Source organism: Amycolatopsis orientalis (assembly GCF_000943515.2).
GTDB lineage: Bacteria > Actinomycetota > Actinomycetes > Mycobacteriales > Pseudonocardiaceae > Amycolatopsis > Amycolatopsis orientalis.
In genome coordinates this window covers 7,032,937-7,050,054 of sequence record NZ_CP016174.1, presented here as the reverse complement: position 1 = coordinate 7,050,054, position 17,118 = coordinate 7,032,937, and the positions used below count along the sequence as shown (strand labels likewise).

The window sequence follows — 17,118 nt, the reverse complement described above, 5'->3', positions numbered from 1 at the left end:
GACCGGTGCCATGCACTCAAAGCGTAGGCCGTCGTGCGGTGTGCGTGGGGGCAGACAATTCTCGCGGAAAATCGCTGGGCCTCCCGGTGAGATGTCTGCTACGGGTGTCGAACCCCCGGCGGCCAGTCGTACCAACGGTTTGATCTCGATCGGCAGTGTCCGAGCCATCGCTCGTGCCCAGGCATCGACGGTCGACGGTGATCGGATAACGTGCCACGTGTGCCGGGAAACAGCGAATCGGGTGATACGGACTCCTCGCTGGAGCAGTACTGGTTCAAGATCGCTGACCCGCGAGCCGAGCCGCCGACCTTTCCCGACGGTGCCGATATCCGCGTTCTTCTCCCCACGTCCGCTGAATTCCATGATCTCAGGGCCAAGCTGACAGCGAACGGCGTCGACTGGCGTGCGGTGCGCTATCTGGTGGACGACGAGATCATCACCCGCCGAAGCTCGCAGGTTTCGGAGTGTTACCTGGCGCGGTCCGCGCGCCGGCAACCGTTCAGCACCACCGGCCCGGAAGCAACTGTCGCCCAGGACGCCTTCAAAGTCCTCTGGGACAGCAACGCAGGAACATCCGAGACCGCCTCTTCGGTACCGACGGAGAGACTTGTTCCCCGCGACTGGCTTCGTTTCTTGCCATACCCGTCCTTCAATCCCGCTCAAGCGGAGGCTGTTCCGCCTATCCTGGGGGACTCGTCGCATGTCGTCGTGGTCGCGCCCACCGGCGCCGGCAAGACCACCGTCGGAATGGTCGCGGCGCTTCGAGCCGTGGTAGGTGAAGGACGCAAGGCCGCATGGCTGGTGCCGCAACGATCACTGACGGACGAACTCGATCGCGAACTCGACCATTGGCGCAGGGAAGGACTCCGGGTCGAGCGCCTTTCCGGCGAATACAGCGTCGATGTCGAACGTGTCCGGCAAGCGGACGTCTGGGTGGCGACAACGGAGAAATTCGAGGCGATGTGCCGGGCGTCGTCCTTGCGTGAGGCTCTCGCCGAAGTCGCGTGCCTGATCGTCGACGAGATCCATTTGCTCGGCGATCCCGAACGCGGGCCGGTACTCGAAGCACTCCTTGCCAGGATGCGTGGGAACGACCAGGTGCGCATCGTGGGCCTGTCCGCGACGGTCGCCAACGCCGACGAGATCGCGGCGTGGCTGGGGGCGCGCCTGGTGCGAGTGGCCTGGCGGCCGAGCACGTTGACCTGGCAACTGCCGGTCATCGCCACCCACCGGGACTGGTCGCTGGTCGAGAGCGCACGGATCCGGGTGGCGACCGCGCTCACCGGGATGGTCACCCAGGACGGCGGCAGTGCGCTCGTGTTCTGCGGAAGCAAACGTGGCGTCCGGCGCACGGCTCTGGTGATAGCCGGTTCGCGCGGGGTACGCACCGATGGCGTTCATCCCGACGATCTCGACCGGCTGCACGAAGTGTGCCGCGAGGCCCGGATCGGCCTTCACTACAAGGGCTGGGACCACAAACGGGAGGCAGAGAAGGCGTTCCGTGCCCGTGAGATCGATGTTCTCGTCGCGACCTCTACGGTCGCCGCCGGAGTGAATCTTCCAGCGCGAGCGGTCATCGTGCAGGACACCGAGGTCGGGATGAATCCGATCGACGTGGCGACCGTGCAGCAGATGTTCGGCCGTGCCGGCCGGGTGGGGCACGGAGAACGCGACGGCTGGGCGTTCTTGATCGTCACCGAACAAGAACGGCAGCGCTGGCAGGCCAAACTCGTCGCCGGGAACACCGTGCGCTCGCGGATCGAAGCCAGCCTGCCGGATCATGTTCTCGCCGAGGTGGTCCAGCGGCGGATCGGGTCACTACGTGAGGCCGAGGACTGGTGGGTCGGCACTTTGGCGTGCCATCAGGGCAGCCGCAGCCTGCAACCTCTGCGTGAGGCCGTCCGCTTCCTCACGGAAGGTCAGTTCATCAGCGGCTCCGAGGCGGCCGACGGCGAGTTCCTGCTCGCGCCGACGGACCTGGGAAAGGTCACGGCGCGGCTGATGGTGCCCGCGGCGGTGGGACACGAGATCCGGGTGGCGCTCGCCGAGAGCGCGTTGCCGGATTCTCCGGACGAAGCGGAACGCACGGTCATCGACCTGATCGCGGGTCTGGTGCCCAAACTCGCCCAAAGCGCGATCAACGAAGAACTGAAGACCGTGGTCAACCGATTGCTGCGTCCGGATGGCTCCGGCACCTATCAACGAGGCGATCTGGCCAGGGCGGCGCTCGGTCTCGTCGCGAGCACTCCGGAAGCGTTCCGCCGTGGCGCCAAGACGATCGCCGGGATCCCTTATCTGGCCCTCTATCCGGTACTGGAGGACGCTCCCCGGTATCTCCATTGGATCGGTTGCCAGGGGCAGCTCGGGACCGTCCATCCGTGGAGCGCGGTCGTCGCGGCGGACCTGAGCCGTCGCGTGAAATGGCGACGGTGCCAGCCACCCCGCGGCGCCGGGCGGCTGCTGTGGATGTGCGAGCAGATGGCCACTCCCACGCACGCCGAAGACCTCGTTCCCGCCCTTTGGAATGCCGCGCGAGCGAGAGGCATCACTGGCCCGGACTGGTCGGCCAGGGGCATGCCGAGTCAATGCCGTCTCGACGACGAGGCTTATCGAGCCTTGTTGAAGGAACGCGCGACCGGCGTCGTCCTCGAGAGAAGTGAGGATCAGATCGTGGTCTCGGCACCGGACGCGAGTGTTGTCGTGACATGGTCGGGCAGGCGGTTTTCCCGAGTTCTCCTGGCGCAAGGAAAGGCGCCGGTTCCGACGTCCGACGATGACACGCAGGTGACCGTCTTCACCTGGCGAGGCGACTATCGTGCGACAGGCTGGCTCAGCCGGTACTCGCGGACGGAACCGACCTGACCCAAGCAGCCATCGCGAGCTTGTCGATCTGGTCGAGAACCGCTGACGGTGCCGCGCTCAGATCGATGGGGTACTCGACGATCTCGACATCGGTGTGCCTGACCCGGCGTGTTCGGACTCCGTGCAGCCCGTGCGCGTAGACAAGCCACGCGGTGGGCAAGTTCAAGGCCGTGCAATAGGCCAGCATCTGATAGTGGTCCGCGTTGGGGTACTGGCCGGTCGAGGACTCCAGCTTGTATTTGGCGTCGGCCACGATCCGCGGGACGCCGTCCACGGTGTGGACCACGTCGGCCTTCATGCGGATGGTTCCGTCATGATCAAGGCTGACCGGGTACTGAGTACGCGTACGGCCGGGACGGTGCGCCCATGCCTCCCGTAACGCCGATCCGATGAAGTTCTCGAAGACCGTCGCCATGTTCACCACGAAGGCGGCGATGGCGAGACCACCCGTGCCGACTTCGAACGATTGATACCGCAGGACGAGTTCCGCTATCCGCAGTGCGGGAACATAGCGATGGTTGAGCCGTGTCGCCTGCCAGGCCGGAATCGGCGCACCGGCCGTGAGTGGAGTCGCCCCTGCGAGTACGGCATCGAAATGACGCAGACGAGCACGAAGTGCGAGCGGGAGCCGCGGTGTGGCGAGCATTCGTTTGAGCGCCGTTCGAAGCAGGCGATTCTCTGGAATGTCCACGGTGAACGTGTCATAGCGGGCCTCGACGGGAACGAGCATGCCGGGGTGCCTGGCGATCTGCTTGCCGAGCAAGATCCGGCCTCGGACATGACGAAGGTCGTCTTCGACGGTGTTGTAACCCTGCAGCACGCCACGGGCCAAGGCTCGTTCGGTATGCCTGCACAAGGTTTCGGCTACCGCCGACCACAGATCGTTCTCGTCCGTGCCTTGCACGTCCTCGGGCCGGAACCCCGGGTCGTGGGCGTAGCCCAGTAGGAAAAGAAGCCGTGAAATGCCCACTTTGGGTGTCACGACGACATCCATCCCGCCCATTCTGACGGCTCCCACGCGTCCACAGGGGGTCAGTCGCCAAGTACCATCGGCCGTCGGTGTGAGGCGGACCAGACCGCTCGCGGTGAGCGCGGTCGCGACCGGCGGCGGGCAAGAAACCTCGACGCCGACGGTGTCGTTCTCGGCCAGCCGGATCGTGGAGGATGCCTTGGTCACGACGACTCGCCCGCTCGGAGACGGATGGCGTCAAGGCCGAACCGGGATCGCACCTCCTGCCTGTCGAGGCGACCGTAATAGTGCTCTTCGAGCAGCGGGAGAATCGAGAACTCCCAGATGCGGCGCAGCCCGTCGGCGCGTTCGGCGTCGGGCGTCATGAGGTACGCGGGCCCGATCTTGAAGTCTCGGTCTTCATCGCCGATCTCCGCGTTCAGGGCGGCGAGAAGCCCAGGACGGTCATCGCCGGTTTCGCCACGAACCGCGAGCCACCGTCGTAGCAGGTCGCGCACCGGTATGTCGTCGGGATGGAGCTCTACGAAGGCGAACCGACGGCGAAGCGCGGTATCGACGAGCGCGATCGACCGATCCGCGGTGTTCATCGTGCCGATGAAGTACAAGTTGTGCGGCAGGCAAAAGGATTCCTGGGGCGAGTACTGAAGGCGTACCATTTCGCCGCGATATTCGAGCAGATAGTAGAGCTCGCCGAATACCTTCGCCAGATTCGCCCGGTTGATCTCGTCGACGATCAGGACATAGGGCCGGTGCGGCTCGGTGATCGCCTCGGCGACGATCTGTCGTAGCGGCCCTGGTTGTAACTCGAACCCGACCGAGCCGTCCTGTGCTTTCGCCGGCCGATATCCTTCGAAAAAGTCTTCGTAGGCGTATGAGGGATGAAACTGGACGACCCGTACGGCGTCGGCTCCGGTGAGGTGGTGAGCCAACTCGCGGGCGATGTAGGTCTTTCCCGTGCCTGGTGGACCATAGAGCACGATCTGCCGTCGGTCTTCCAACAGCTCGATGACGTCTTGCAGCCAGCCGCGGTCGCCATGGACACGGCTGATGAGCCCGTCGGATGGCGGTGGCAGAGTTCGAGACCTCGGAGACATGGAGTGCGGATCACGTTCGGGTTCCTCCGAACCGACCAGCGAGCGGGTGTACTCCTTGATCGAGTCGAGTGCCGCCGTGATGTCCACGACCACGCCCTGATGAGTCGCGTGCTTGCTGAACGGCTCTCCGCCTTCGAAGGTGATCCCGTCCTCCGACGACCAGGCGACCGGGCAGGTCAGCCGAGGGGTGGGCTCGTCGGAGTATCGAGCGCCGCCGGTGACGACTCCGAAATACACCCGGTCCCCGTCGACGGCGATCACGTGGTCATCCGCTTTCAGCACGCGGAGGAACGAATAGTAATCCGTGGTCAGCGAGAGTCGTTGAACATAATCCAGGTGCTGGTAGTTCTCTTCGACGGCGGCGTGCACATCCGCTCGCGACGGCTCCCCGGCGAGTTCGCCGAAGCGCGGTCCGGCGATGGAGACGAAGCCCGAATCAAGCCACTGTTCCAGCAGTTCGCGGCCACCGTCCCGTGGCCTGACCAGCCATGCCCGCGCTCCGTTGCCCGCAAGCTTTCTCCACTGTGAAACATACGGCTCTCGGTAGTAGTTGGCGGTTTCGTCCTGCTTCGTGTGGATTTGGTGGATGGCGAAGAGATCACGGTCCACGGACAACGGGTCCTGCCCCGACGGAAGCCCGAGGAAGTGTGAAAACGCGTCTCGGATCGCCCTTTTGTTGTCTTGACTGACGATCGGGAGGAAGGTGTCCGGAAAGGCAAGGTAGAGCAGAGAGTTGCGAATACCGGGTTGGTCTGTGACCATCGAAGCGACCGCTGTCCGGAATTTCCACGGGTCACTGAACGCTTCAGTGCGCACGTCGTCTCGCAAAGCCCACCAGTGCTGCACGAACTCCAGCAGCCAGCCGATCTGGCGCCAGATCTGCACGTTGAATCCCGTGCCTCCGCTGAAGGCACCGGGTGTGTCGAGAGCGAGGCGGAGCGGTTCGGGCAGTGGTGGTTGAGGCGTCAGCCAAGAGAGGACTTCGGTGATCCGGTCCAGTTTGACCGCCGGCCGGACGTTGGTGAGCGGCAGGACGTGCAGGTACATCAGCTCCGCGGCCAGGAGATGGGTGGCACGCGACGTGCCGCGCAACTGCACCTTCAACTTTTCCCGGAAGGACCCGGCACCCGCGTCCGGCGGACGGACGATGCGGACGTGGAGGTCGCGGGCGACCTCCGGCAGCCACGCCTTGACATCCGGGTCGATCGCCGACGACCCGTCCGAGAGGGCCGGTTCGAGAATCGCTCGAGCCGCTTCCTTGATGAGCTCCAGTGACCGTTGCTCCGTGCCCATGCTGTAGCCAACACCACCTACAAGACCGTCGAGGACCGACCGCGACAGCCTCTCACGACCTCGTGAAAACCAGGGCGGATACCCCGCTGGCCGCGTCCATGTGCCCGCGGCGTCAGTCGCCTCGCACGCACACATTGACCTCGCCGGGAAACGACCAGGCGAGGTCCGCGGTCCCGCGGCCAGGCCGGCGGGCGCCTCACCGCCGACGAGATTGATGACGAGTGGCTTCTCGACAGAACGGCAACCCGGATCACCGGAACAGCCCGGTCATAGCCTTGCCCGCTGTGAGGAAACGGGCGACGGCGTCCTCTGTCGGCCCGCCGCCTTCGTGCGGGGCGACCGCGAGACGCGGTTCCAGCGACCAAGCGCCGTCGTATCCGTTGGCTTTCAACAGTTCTACGCACTCCATGAGTCGTGCCGCGCCCTCACCTGGGACTGTGTAACCGTTCGGGTCGGCGTCTTTGACATGCACGTGCTCGACGTGGCCGACGATGTCGGTGAGCAGGTCGTAGCCGTCGTAGCCATGGACGACCCCGTTCCCGGTATCGAAAAGCAGCTTCAACGCGGGGCTTCCGACCTCGTCGAGCAGGTCCAGCATTCGCTCGGCCTTCGTGCCCGCCCAGCCAACGCTGTTCTCGTGCAGCAGGGTCACGCCATGCCGCTCGGCTCGATCGGCGAGCGCTCCGACCCTGGCGATCGCGTGGGCGCGCCAACTGTACTCGGCCAGCCCGTCGTTGGGATAGGACCTGATCCTGACGTAACGCGTACCGAGAAGGCGGGCCCGCTTGGCGAGCACTTCGAGTTCGTCGAGGTCGTCGCGGAACGCCGAGGTGATCGGCCGGGTCCAGCCACCGATGCGGGAGGCAAAGCAGATCACGCGCAACCCGCTTTCGGACAGCGCGGCCGACACGGAAGAGAACTGTTCGTCCGTGATGTCGGCGATGGCGACCTTGTCGATGGTGCGCAACTCGATCGCCGGCCAACCCAGCTCCGTGAGCACCGAGATCTGCCCGTCGATGTCGTGCGCCGCATCATCGGGCAGCCCGGCGAGCACCGGTTCACTCGGCATAAGTCTTCACCGGCTCCGCACTGATGTTCTTCGCCACGGACAGCGGGAAGTGCCCGATCGCGCTGCCCTTCTCGAATTCGACGGCGCCGCTCATCAGCGATCGGCGGAAACGCGGCTCGCGCTGCACGACGTCGGTCGTCCTCGGGGGCCCGAACCAGCCACCGCGGATCAGCCCGGCCAACCGCCGAGTGACGGCACTGGCCAGCCAGGGCTCCACGGCCCTGACATGCGGTTTGTACTTGCGGCGCAGGCCGATGAGGCGGGCGAGATCGTCGATGTCCGTGGCGAGCGGCCTTTCGACGATCAGCTTGCGGAAGCCCAGCTCCGCGAATTCGGACAGGATCGGGGAGTGTTCGGTCGGCGGGGTGCGGACATGCGCGACGGCGCGGGAGGGACCGAGCCTGGCGGCGGCTTCGTCGATGGTCGGCGCGACGATGAGGCCGTGGGTGCTGCCGCGGAGTTTGGCCAAGACCGGAGGGTGCAGACCCGCGCCTGCCCGGCCGAGTCCCACGACGAGTGAACGCATGGGTGAGCTTGCTCCTCGGGTCTCTGCTTGAGAAATTCAAGGCAAAACTGGCAGCAGGGAGTTCGAGTGTCAATACCCCGACGGCTGGATTGACCAGGAAGTCCGAACCTGGGGAGGGATGAATTGCCTGCTCCAGGGTCGTCAGCCGGTTCTCAAAGCATCGGAGGCGGATACCCTGGCTGTCGCTTTTTCCAATCAATCCGAGACTTTCGGGCAATTAGAGTAAGTCGTCAATCGGAACATTTTCGATGTGCTGAAAAATGGAAAACCTTCGCACGGGCGCAAAGTGTTCCGGCGACGTCATGCGGGCCCATCCGGTCCGAGGAAGGCGTCCCGCATGATCACCACCCTGGAAGCGGTGACCGTGGCGGGACCGGTCGATCTCCCGGTGGCCGGTGAATCGGACGTGCAGGCCGCCCGCGGGATCATGCACGTCCACGGCCGACGACACGGCAGGCGCCCCCGCTCCGTCTCGACTGCGCGTCCATCCTCGCGTCCGCGTCACAGTCCGGAATGGACATTCGCCGACTTTGCCCGGGGCTCGCGACGTTCCTGACCGCCCGGGAAGGCGCGACGGCGACGCTGCCCGAATTTCTGATGATTCTTCCCGAATTGCCGTTGGGGCGCACTGGAAAGTCGCCAACCACGCGCTTGCCGCTTCAGGGCCGGTGTCATGCGGATCACGACGGTGCCCTCAGGGCTGCGCTGAGGGTATGAGCAGCGCGACCGACCGTCTCCGCCATCGAACCGGGTTTCGCTGAGCCGGCGGTCGCGACCGCGATCGAAGCGATCGTTTCACCGGTGGGCACCCGGATAGGTGCTTCGGTGACGACAAGTCCGTGCTCGGCCTGCCAGGCCGCGGAGAAGCGGCCAGTGCGTTGTGGCACTGTCGACCCCGGGCGAAGCAGGGTTTCATGCCGTGATTCGGCGAGGCTGGCCGCGGCGATCAGGATGCGGCTGTCGCAGGCAACGGCGAGTACCGCACTTGCTCGAGTCGCCCTGGTCAGCCACTGGAGATGGTTACGCGCGAGTTCGAGCAGTCGCGGGTAGGGCTGCCACGCTTGACCGAGCCGGAATGCCTGTGCGCCGATGCTATAGCGGTTTTCCCGGCGCCGGACAACCTCCAGTTCGGTCAATTGCTCGAGTAATCGGTGTGTTGTGGCCTTCGGCAAAGAGCATGAATTCGCCAGCTGAGTCAATCCGGCTTCACCTTGATGCCGCACCAAAGCGTCCAAGAGAGTGAACGCTCCTTCGAGAACACTTCTGGATTTTCTCGTCGTCTCCACTGAAACCCCTCGTGCGGTCCGGCAGATGGAACTTTTGCTGACAATGTCGTGCTGTGGCTGCGAGGCTACACGTCCCCCGGTGCGCATCTTCAGTCGAAAGACGCGGCTGGGAAGAGTGTATCCAACGAACGGAAAGAGGCTCGTCAAATGCGAAGAACCATTCGGCTGGGTACGGTCGTGGTTGGCCTGCTCGCGGGTCTGCTCGCGGTGCCGTCGACGGCGGGTGCGGACGGTGCCGACGTCGGCATCATGGCTTCACCGCCGTCGCAGAAGGCCGCTGCGGATTTCGACGGCGACGGCTTCGCCGACAAAGCGGTTTGGCGTCCTGGCAATGGAGTCTGGTATGTCATCCACAGCAGCAACGGCACCGTGGCGACTCGGCAGTGGGGTGTCTCGGGCGACATTCCGGTGGCCGCGGACTATGACGGCGATCACCGCGCCGACTACGCCGTATGGCGACCGAGCAACGGGGTCTGGTACGTCATCCAGAGCAGTACCGGCAATGTCGTCACCCGACAATGGGGTGTTTCCGGAGACGTACCGGTCACCGGCGATTTCAATGGTGACGGCCGTGCGGACTTCGCGGTGTGGCGGCCGAGCAACGGCGTCTGGTATGTGCAAGGTATCGCTACGGTGCAATGGGGTGTCGCCGGCGATGTTCCGGTCGCGGGTGATTTCAACGCGGATGGCGTGACCGACTTCACGGTTTGGCGGCCGAGTAACGGCGTCTGGTATGTCCGGGGTATCGTGACCCAGCAATGGGGTGTCGCGGGAGACGTTCCGGTCGCCGGCGATTTCAACGCCGACGGTCGGGCCGATTTCGCGGTTTGGCGGCCGAGTAACGGCGTCTGGTATGTGTACGGTATCGCGACCCAGCAATGGGGTGTCGCGGGCGACATTCCCATGTCCGGCAATTTCGGCGGCGACCCGCGGGCGGACTTCGTAGTGTGGCGTCCGACGAATGGAACGTGGTATGGGCTCGGCCTGTTCACCACCCAGTGGGGTGTGGCCGGCGACATCCCGGTCTGAGAGGGTGTCGACGCTGGGCTAGTGTTTTCGGGCTCGGGAGGTCATGTGGGCTCCTGACCGTGCTCGCCGTGAAGGACTCCTTGCCTGCTCTGAGGTAGGCAAGGAGTCCTTCCCAGGTATCAAGCCGGCGAAGGACTCGCCACTGCCAGTACCGCGTCCGGGTGGGAACTTTCCGCACGGACAGGTGAACGAGAGCGGACAGGCTTCATCAGTGCGGTGATCGTGACGGCGGTCTTGGCCGCGGTGTGGGCTCGCCGCGGAAACCCGAGGCTCTCGCGTCGCGAGGGTGCACGACGTGGATGCGTGACAACTTCGGGTTCGGCAGTTGCACCGGAGTCAAGATGCGATGGCGGGTTCACGCGCTGCCATTGGTACGAACCGGACATGTACAGCCCGTGGGTGAGTCAAGACGGTGGTACCGCGTCGCTGCGGACCAGGGGACGATGTGGTTTCGGGGTCGTGAGGTGGCAATCGATCGGCCGTAGGGGCGGAACCATCGGCAATGGCGTCCTCCGCGGCCATACTTCGTCCACGCCGGACAGAGCTGCGGACGGTGGCTCCCGGTGGTCGGGCAGCGGGCGTCAGGGAGTTACGCTAGATCGACCTGTCGGACGACAACGCCCAGAATCTTCGGGACGAACTGGAAGCCGATATCGCGGCGGCGCGTCGTGTCGGCGGACGGAAGCTCACGCCGGTCGTGCGACCGGCGGCGGCCGGGTCGGCTCATCCCGACTGGGAACGGGCGCGCGCCGTCCGTGCGTGGGCGCAGGAGAACGGTTTCGAAGTTTCCTCCAGAGGACGGATCTCCGAAGAGGTGACCGCGGCCTACGCCGCTGCACACGAGGCTCCGGTGGCTGAAGAGCCGGCTCCCCTGCGCAAGCGGCGAACGTATGTTCTACTCTCGGCCCCTTGGGATGCGAGGAGGTGGACAGGCTGACCTGGCTGGTGCGGGAACGTGACACAGGGCGCGAGTGGCATGTCGAGACGAGCGAGATGGCGTGGGAGGCCGGTGGCTACGACCCCGGCCGGTTCGAAGTCCATGTCGTCGCTGAACGAGCGGCCGGGCCTCCGGACGGTGGTCCGGTTGAGGGGCTACGCGCCGCTTCCCAGACAGATGAACGGGCGGCGCAGGGGATCGCGGCCGACGACCTCGGCTAGCGCTTCGGCCATGGGAAGGCCTCGCTGAAGGGCTTCGTGGAGTTCGACGGACACCGCCGCGGCCGCCAGATCGCCGACCCTGTTGATCGCCGCGACGATCGTCGCCGAACCTGACGCGAGCAGAGCTCCCGCGAAGCCGAGTGCTTCGTCGCCCGGCCGGATACGGGCCAAAGCGAGCTGGTCGGCGGCGAGCACGACGTGTTTGGGTGGTCGGACCATGGTCGAAATCTCGTACGCGTAGAGCGGCCCGTCGGCGAGTTCGATGCGGGAGAACAGCGCGTTCTCGGGTTCGTGGTTGCCGCGCGCGGCGATATGCGCGAGTTCGGCACCGTCGAGAGCCTCCAGCGCGGCCGCGACGCTCGCGGCCGCGCCGGTCAGTATCCGGGCTCTCGGGTGGATGCCGTGGAGGCCGTCGATCTCGCGGGCGGACGCGGGAAGACTCGGACCGGAGATCAGCGAGACCCGCCCGCTGCCTGCCCGTCCCGCGACGTCTTCGGCTGCCAGCCACGCGGTCGCCGAGGGGGCGATGGTGACCGGGATGCCGGACAGGGACGGGAGCGCCGCCCAGTGCACCGCGTGCAGGCTGCCGGACGGCACGATGACCAGCGGCCTGAGGCCGGTCACCCGCGTGATCGGCGCCAGTAGTTCCTTGTCGAGCCGCAGGGCGGAGCGGGCCGCCGACGTGCGCACGACGTCGAGGATGGGAGCAGTGAGGTTATCGGGCGCCATCGCGTCCAGATCGGCGTGGAGCCTCTTGATCTGTTCGTCCACTTCGGACTCGCTGCCCAGCTCGACGAGCCTGGCGTCACCGTCGGCCACGACGACGGCGGACCAGATCTCGCCGGAGCGGGCGAAACTGACCAGCGCGCGGTCCCCGAGCTGGGCGGAAACGCTCGCGAGGTCGGCTGTCGGCCGCGGTCTGCCCCACGGGCTCGAATGCCAGGCGCGTCGCGTGATGGTCCGTTTCAGCTGGGACAGCCGCGCTGTCAGTCCCGCCGTCGGCAGCCCTTCCCGTTGGGCGGTATACAACTTCCAGGCGAGAGAACGCAACTCGTTCATCCGGTCGCCCAAGGCCGGATCACCTGATCCAGCCAGCGGACGGAAACGGTACACCTGTGCTTTGGTCTGTTCGAGCACCTGGAGAAGCCTTTGCGGCTCCCCGTTCCGCAGTGCCAGGCGCACGGCCAGTTCACCCAGCTCCCTGCCGTGCGCCGCGGCGCCGGAGAGCACATCGAGCCCGCCTTGGCGACTTCTGACGGTGTTGAGCTCCGCCAGCCCTTCTTGTGCTTCGGCGAGGGCGCGGCGCTCGCCCGAAACGGCCGCCAGTTCGACGGTGGCCAGTCGCCAGAGCATCCGCTGGTGGCCAGGGGAATGCTGATCGGGGCGGTGTACCTGTGCCAGCAACGAGGACGCGAGCGGCAACTGTCCTCTATGGACAGCCAGCCGGACACCGAGCAGCCGGGCGGTCGAGGCTTCATCGGTGAGGCCGAAGCCTTGGAGGCGTTCGGCCAGATCTGTCGCCCTGTTTGGGGTCGCCGCCCTCGATGGTGTGCCGGACAGGTGGAGGGCGGTGTCCGCCCGCAGCCGCATCAGTTTCGCGACCTCCACCCAGGCGTCGTCGTTCCGCCGGATGAAACGTCGTAGCGCCGAAGCAGCGAGCTTACGGGCTTCCTCCGGATCGTCCTGCAGGAGTTTGGCGCCGGCGGCGACCAATTCCGCTTGGGCGAGTTCATGTCCCGAGCTCTGCTTGCGCAACGCGGGAAGCGCCTCGTCCAGTACGGCGTCTGCCTCACTGGACAGCCCGGCGTCGAGCAACGTCTTCGCCTGATCGAGCTGGGCAGCGGGGACGAGCGAGGGCGCCTCCTCGGCGTACAGGAGGAGACAGAGTTCGTAGTGCCGCAAAGCCCCCGGGATGTCACCGCCCAGCCTGGACAGCGTGCCCATGCTCCGGTGGGCGTGCGCCCGCACCAGCGGCTCGCCCTGTCTGCGCGCGAGCCGCAGGCTCTGAGTCAGATCTTGTTCGGCCGCCTGGACATTGTGGAGCGCCAGATGAGCGAGACCCCGGTCGAGCAGGAGCGGCGCGAGCCGATCGCCGTGGTCGATCGCCCGGCCGTAGTGTGGAAGTGCCTCAGCGGGGCGGCCTGACCTGTGGAGCCTTCTGGCGAGACCGGCTTCGTAGTCGGGGGACTCGCCGAGGGGCAGCGTGCTGTGCGGTGCGGCGGCGGAACCTTCGGCCTGATAGTCCCGGTACAGCGCCGAATCCGCTTCCGATTGGTACGACGCGGAGATCTCCCGGGCACCGGCCGCCGAGAGATGCTCCAGATCGTCCAAACCCCCGTTACTTAGCGTGAGTCTGCCCCCGTCGGTCACGACCGCGGACCCGAGATCCAGAGCGAGTTCGTCTTCCGAGCTCGCGATGCCGATCCGGCGAAGGGCCGCGTTGAGCAACCGAGGCGACCGTTCCCCCAGCTCGGCCGCGAGGTCGCGCAGCAGACCGGGGATCGAGGTGATCTCCTTGACCGAAAGCCGATCGGCGACCGCGATCGCCTCCGCGCTCAGGTCCTCGACCAGGCCTTCGCCGAGTGGCAGGCCGTATCGTCGCAGCCGGAGCAGGCAGACGAGAAGACTGAGCCTGCTGAGCAGGTACGGGCTCGTCGGCGGGAGCCGGCGCGTTTGGCCGAGTGTGTCGATGAGGTATTGCTTCGCCTGCGAGGCTCGGTCGAGCCGCTCATCCATCCTGGCCATGTGGAGGGTGAAGAGGACGAAGTCCTTCATCGCGCCGCTACGGGCCGAGTGATCACGTTCCGCCGCGGCGAGAGAATGTGCGTCCTCGAACCGGCCGAGCAGTTCCAGCGCTTGCACACGCAGCCCGCTCAGCACCGATGACTCGTCGGCCGTCCTGGCGATGTGTGCGTGGAGATCCGACAAAGCTTCTTCGCCGTCGCCCGCGCTGATGAGTTCGGAAACCCGGCGGGTCACCAGCCGTCGGCCGACCTCGGTCTCGGCCTGGCGGAGATCCTCGTCCGAGATCGACAGGGTCGGGGACTTCGCGGCGAGGTACGCCTTGGACGCGGGTGGGAGATCGTCGAACGTCGACAGCAGCCGAGGAAGGATCGCGTCGTCCCAGCGTCTGTCGACGGTCTCCTGCCGTTGGCCGAGCATCAAGCGGTGGTAGACCTCTTCGGTACGGGCGACCAGTCCGGACTGTCCACTGTAGAACTTCACGGCGGCCCGGTGGATCCGTCCCGCCACCACGGATTCGTCCTCGGAGAGCCGGTGCAGCATGGTCTGTCGCACGTCGGCGCGATGCACCACGGCCTGCCCGTCGGAAGTGCGAGTGACCAGCATCGCCTCGCGGGCCAACCCGTCGAACAAGGTGGACGCCCGTTCGGCGTCGGGCACGTCCACGCGGCACGGCTTGGCGAGGACGTCCCGGATCAGCGCGGGGGTCACCCGGCGCAGGGTCAGGCCCGGATGGGCGAGGCGGCGGACGTCCGGATCCTGGATGTGCCCGAGCAGGCGCCGGTACAGCTCGCCATCGACCACTTCCCGCTGCAGCGCGATGTCCCGCAGCGCGACGTCAGGTGGAGCGGTGCGCAGCACGCCCGCCGCGAGGTGGATCGTCAGTGGGCTGGTGCCGACCCGGTCGATGATCCCTCCCGGATCCTCCACGGGCTGGAGCCGCAGCAGGAGCTGGACGGCCTCGTCGTGATCGAGACCGTCCAGGTGGATCTCGTCGAATTCCAGCTCGGGCGCCGCCGCCCGGCCCGCCAGGACGAGCGACGGCCGATCCAGCCGGCGGGTGAGACAGCCGAGGAAGTCGGAGAACCGGCGTTGGATGGGCTGGTCACGGCGTTGTACTTCCTCGAAGGTGTCGAACACGACCAGCAGACGCTCGCCGTCGATGGCTTTGGCCAGCCACTTGATCAGATCCTCATGGGGGATCAGGCCGCTGCTGCCGGCGCTCGGGGATTCGAGGACGCGCTTGCCCGAGCGCAGCCGGTCGTGGCATCGGGTGGCCAGACTCGAAAGGGCATCGTGCCCGGTGACCTGCACGGTCAGCTGCCGCGCGATGGCCGCGACCAGGCTCACCGGTTCCGCGGGATCGACAGCGCTCTGGTCGAAGTTCAGGTACGCGACCAAGGCATCTCGCCGGTCGGCGATGTTCAGCAGGTGGCGGGCGGCGACCGCGGATTTTCCGATTCCGCCGAGGCCGTGGACGAGCACGGGCCTGCCGTGCTCACGGAAGCGGGTTTCCAGATCGCGCAGCACTTCCTTGCGGCCGACGAAGTGGTCGCCTGCCAGCGCCCGGAGCGGTTCGAGTAACTCGCCGACACCGAGTTCTCTGGCCAGCTCGTCCCCGGTCGGAACGTGGTCCGCCGTCCCGCCCAGCCACCGGGCGAGCCAAGCCACGGCGCGGAGCCGGGGAAGGCCGAGTGATTCCAGGTCGACCGGCGTACCGGCTCCGACGTACTGGTCGATCGCCCACTGCCGGTCGTCGGAAGGCCGATGCGGGAGCCGCGTCCAGGCGTCGCGCAGCCCGGCGAAACCGATTCGCTGGACGAGCGAGCGGCGGACGACGTCGTCGAGCCGCCAATGCAGCTGTCCGTCGCCGGTGCGGACCCGCGCCGACTCCGGGAACAGCTCCGGCCCGATCGCGTCGACGAGTTCGGGGTCGACTCCGAGCCACGGAAGCTCGTAGTGCGACAGCACCGTGGCGCGCAGTCGTAGTGTGTCCATCCCGGATGCGGCCGTCATGGCGAACCCGCCGGGGTGAACTGCGAGTGCGCGGCGAGGCACGCGGCCTTCCCGAGGACCGGCAGATCGTCCAGGTCCGCCTGCGCGAGTACCTGGTCGACAAGGCCGTCCACGTCGTCGTCCGACAGCGTGCTGCCCACGTGGTCCGCGAGACCGCGGAAGAACCCGCGGAGATGTGAGGCGGTGACCCCGGTCAGCTTTTCGTGGAGGAGCACTTCCAGCACGGCGGGAGCGAAGTCGCCCGGATGGCCGGTGACGATGAGCCTGGTGTCCCGGAGTTGCCCGGCTTCGACCTCTTTCGCCAGTTGAGCGACGACCATGTGCACCCCTGAGCCGACCTGTGGCCGGTCGAGGCCGTCGATGAAGATCCACCGCAACCTCTCGGGCAGGGCGGAGAACCGGCCGACGAAGACGTTGACGAGTTCGCGGACCGTGCGGGCCTGTTCGGTGTGCCGGTCGACGGGGAAGTCGGTGGGCAGGCCGAGCCTGGCCGCGAGTGTGGCCATGAAGGCGGTCGCGTCGACGTGGTCGTAGAAGTCTTCCTCGACGCTGATGATCTTGAATTCGCAGGCGAGCGCGGGATCGCTTGCCATGTGCTGGATGAGGTGGCGGCTGTAGGTCTTGCCGCTGCCGGGTTCGCCGGTGATGTTGAGGACGGGGAACTGCTTCCGGGCGAGGTCCACGAGATGGGCGCGGAGGTCGGTCCGGTCGAGGAGCGCGCGGCTGCAGCCCGGGCCCAGGAGCAGCGACCGGTGTCGTTCCTGTTCCCGGTACCAGGTGGTGTGGGTGCCACGCGCGGCGAGGACGGTGTCCAGGTCCGGCGCGACCGCGGGGCAGCGGTGCTTGACCAGCGTGATGAGGCGTTCCAGCCGCCGGACCTTGGCGGCGTCCCGGGTGATGGTCGGCCACAGGTGGGCCGCGGGCTGATTCCAGTGGATGTCGCACGGATCGAGGCCGATGCCACGGTAGACGTCGAGCAGTTCGTCACTCTGGTAGAGGGCGTTGTTCAGTGCGGTGTGCAGCAGGCGCGCGGTGCTGTCACCCCAGTCGGGAGCGTGGATCCACCGGACCAT

The 17,118-nt window shown here is 66.4% G+C and carries 10 protein-coding genes; 3 read left to right on the top strand and 7 right to left on the bottom strand.

Annotated elements, in window-relative coordinates; translation table 11 throughout:
- Window positions 1-210 precede the first annotated feature (210 nt).
- Window positions 211-2,862: a DEAD/DEAH box helicase gene (locus tag SD37_RS30555; protein WP_335622493.1), complete on the top strand. Its 2,652-nt coding sequence runs from the start codon at window positions 211-213 to the stop codon at window positions 2,860-2,862.
- On the opposite strand, the gene SD37_RS30550 is transcribed toward SD37_RS30555, so the two are convergent.
- The 5 genes from SD37_RS30550 to SD37_RS42220 form a co-directional block, all read right to left on the bottom strand.
- Window positions 2,831-4,039, bottom strand: a complete 1,209-nt coding sequence (locus tag SD37_RS30550) for an McrC family protein (RefSeq protein WP_083255128.1) — start codon at window positions 4,037-4,039, stop codon at window positions 2,831-2,833. The two genes, SD37_RS30555 and SD37_RS30550, sit on opposite strands and share 32 nt — an antisense overlap.
- Window positions 4,036-6,219 carry an McrB family protein gene (locus tag SD37_RS30545; protein ID WP_044855558.1) on the bottom strand — a complete coding sequence of 728 codons (2,184 nt, stop codon included), beginning with the start codon at window positions 6,217-6,219 and terminating at the stop codon, window positions 4,036-4,038. Before SD37_RS30545 ends, SD37_RS30550 begins: the two co-directional genes overlap by 4 nt.
- 250 nt (window positions 6,220-6,469) lie before the next feature.
- On the bottom strand, window positions 6,470-7,288 hold the full coding sequence (locus SD37_RS30540) for a sugar phosphate isomerase/epimerase family protein (RefSeq protein ID WP_044855557.1): 819 nt from the start codon (window positions 7,286-7,288) through the stop codon (window positions 6,470-6,472).
- The gene (locus tag SD37_RS30535) at window positions 7,278-7,814 is read right to left on the bottom strand and encodes a Gfo/Idh/MocA family oxidoreductase (protein WP_052675131.1); all 537 of its coding nucleotides are present in this window, start codon (window positions 7,812-7,814) and stop codon (window positions 7,278-7,280) included. The genes SD37_RS30540 and SD37_RS30535 overlap by 11 nt, the downstream gene beginning before the upstream one ends.
- Window positions 7,815-8,494: 680 nt before the next feature.
- The gene (locus SD37_RS42220) at window positions 8,495-9,049 is read right to left on the bottom strand and encodes a helix-turn-helix domain-containing protein (protein WP_167369671.1); all 555 of its coding nucleotides are present in this window, start codon (window positions 9,047-9,049) and stop codon (window positions 8,495-8,497) included.
- Window positions 9,050-9,247: 198 nt separating this feature from the next.
- Between SD37_RS42220 and SD37_RS30530 the strand changes: the two genes are divergently transcribed.
- Both SD37_RS30530 and SD37_RS42215 read left to right on the top strand, forming a co-directional pair.
- Window positions 9,248-10,129 (top strand): FG-GAP repeat domain-containing protein, encoded by an 882-nt coding sequence (locus SD37_RS30530; protein WP_044855556.1) that lies wholly within the window; start codon window positions 9,248-9,250, stop codon window positions 10,127-10,129.
- A gap of 697 nt (window positions 10,130-10,826) precedes the next feature.
- Entirely contained in the window at window positions 10,827-11,066 is a 240-nt protein-coding gene (locus tag SD37_RS42215; protein WP_418189792.1) for an Lsr2 family DNA-binding protein, read from the top strand.
- 155 nt (window positions 11,067-11,221) lie between these two features.
- On the opposite strand, the gene SD37_RS30525 is transcribed toward SD37_RS42215, so the two are convergent.
- Together SD37_RS30525 and SD37_RS30520 are read right to left on the bottom strand one after the other, a co-directional pair.
- Complete coding sequence (locus SD37_RS30525; protein ID WP_083255124.1) at window positions 11,222-16,045, bottom strand: CHAT domain-containing protein; 4,824 nt, start codon at window positions 16,043-16,045, stop codon at window positions 11,222-11,224.
- Entirely contained in the window at window positions 16,042-17,118 is a 1,077-nt protein-coding gene (locus SD37_RS30520) for a P-loop NTPase family protein (RefSeq protein ID WP_044855555.1), read from the bottom strand. Before SD37_RS30520 ends, SD37_RS30525 begins: the two co-directional genes overlap by 4 nt.

What these genes read in the sequence shown, in the direction of transcription:
- SD37_RS30545 (WP_044855558.1), bottom strand. Translation starts at nt 6,219, where the DNA reads ATGGGCACGGAGCAACGGTCACTGGAGCTCATCAAGGAAGCGGCTCGA.
- SD37_RS30530 (WP_044855556.1), top strand. Translation starts at nt 9,248, where the DNA reads ATGCGAAGAACCATTCGGCTGGGTACGGTCGTGGTTGGCCTGCTCGCG.
- SD37_RS30540 (WP_044855557.1), bottom strand. Translation starts at nt 7,288, where the DNA reads ATGCCGAGTGAACCGGTGCTCGCCGGGCTGCCCGATGATGCGGCGCAC.
- SD37_RS30525 (WP_083255124.1), bottom strand. Translation starts at nt 16,045, where the DNA reads ATGACGGCCGCATCCGGGATGGACACACTACGACTGCGCGCCACGGTG.
- SD37_RS30535 (WP_052675131.1), bottom strand. Translation starts at nt 7,814, where the DNA reads ATGCGTTCACTCGTCGTGGGACTCGGCCGGGCAGGCGCGGGTCTGCAC.
- SD37_RS30520 (WP_044855555.1), bottom strand. Translation starts at nt 17,118, where the DNA reads ATGGTCCGGTGGATCCACGCTCCCGACTGGGGTGACAGCACCGCGCGC.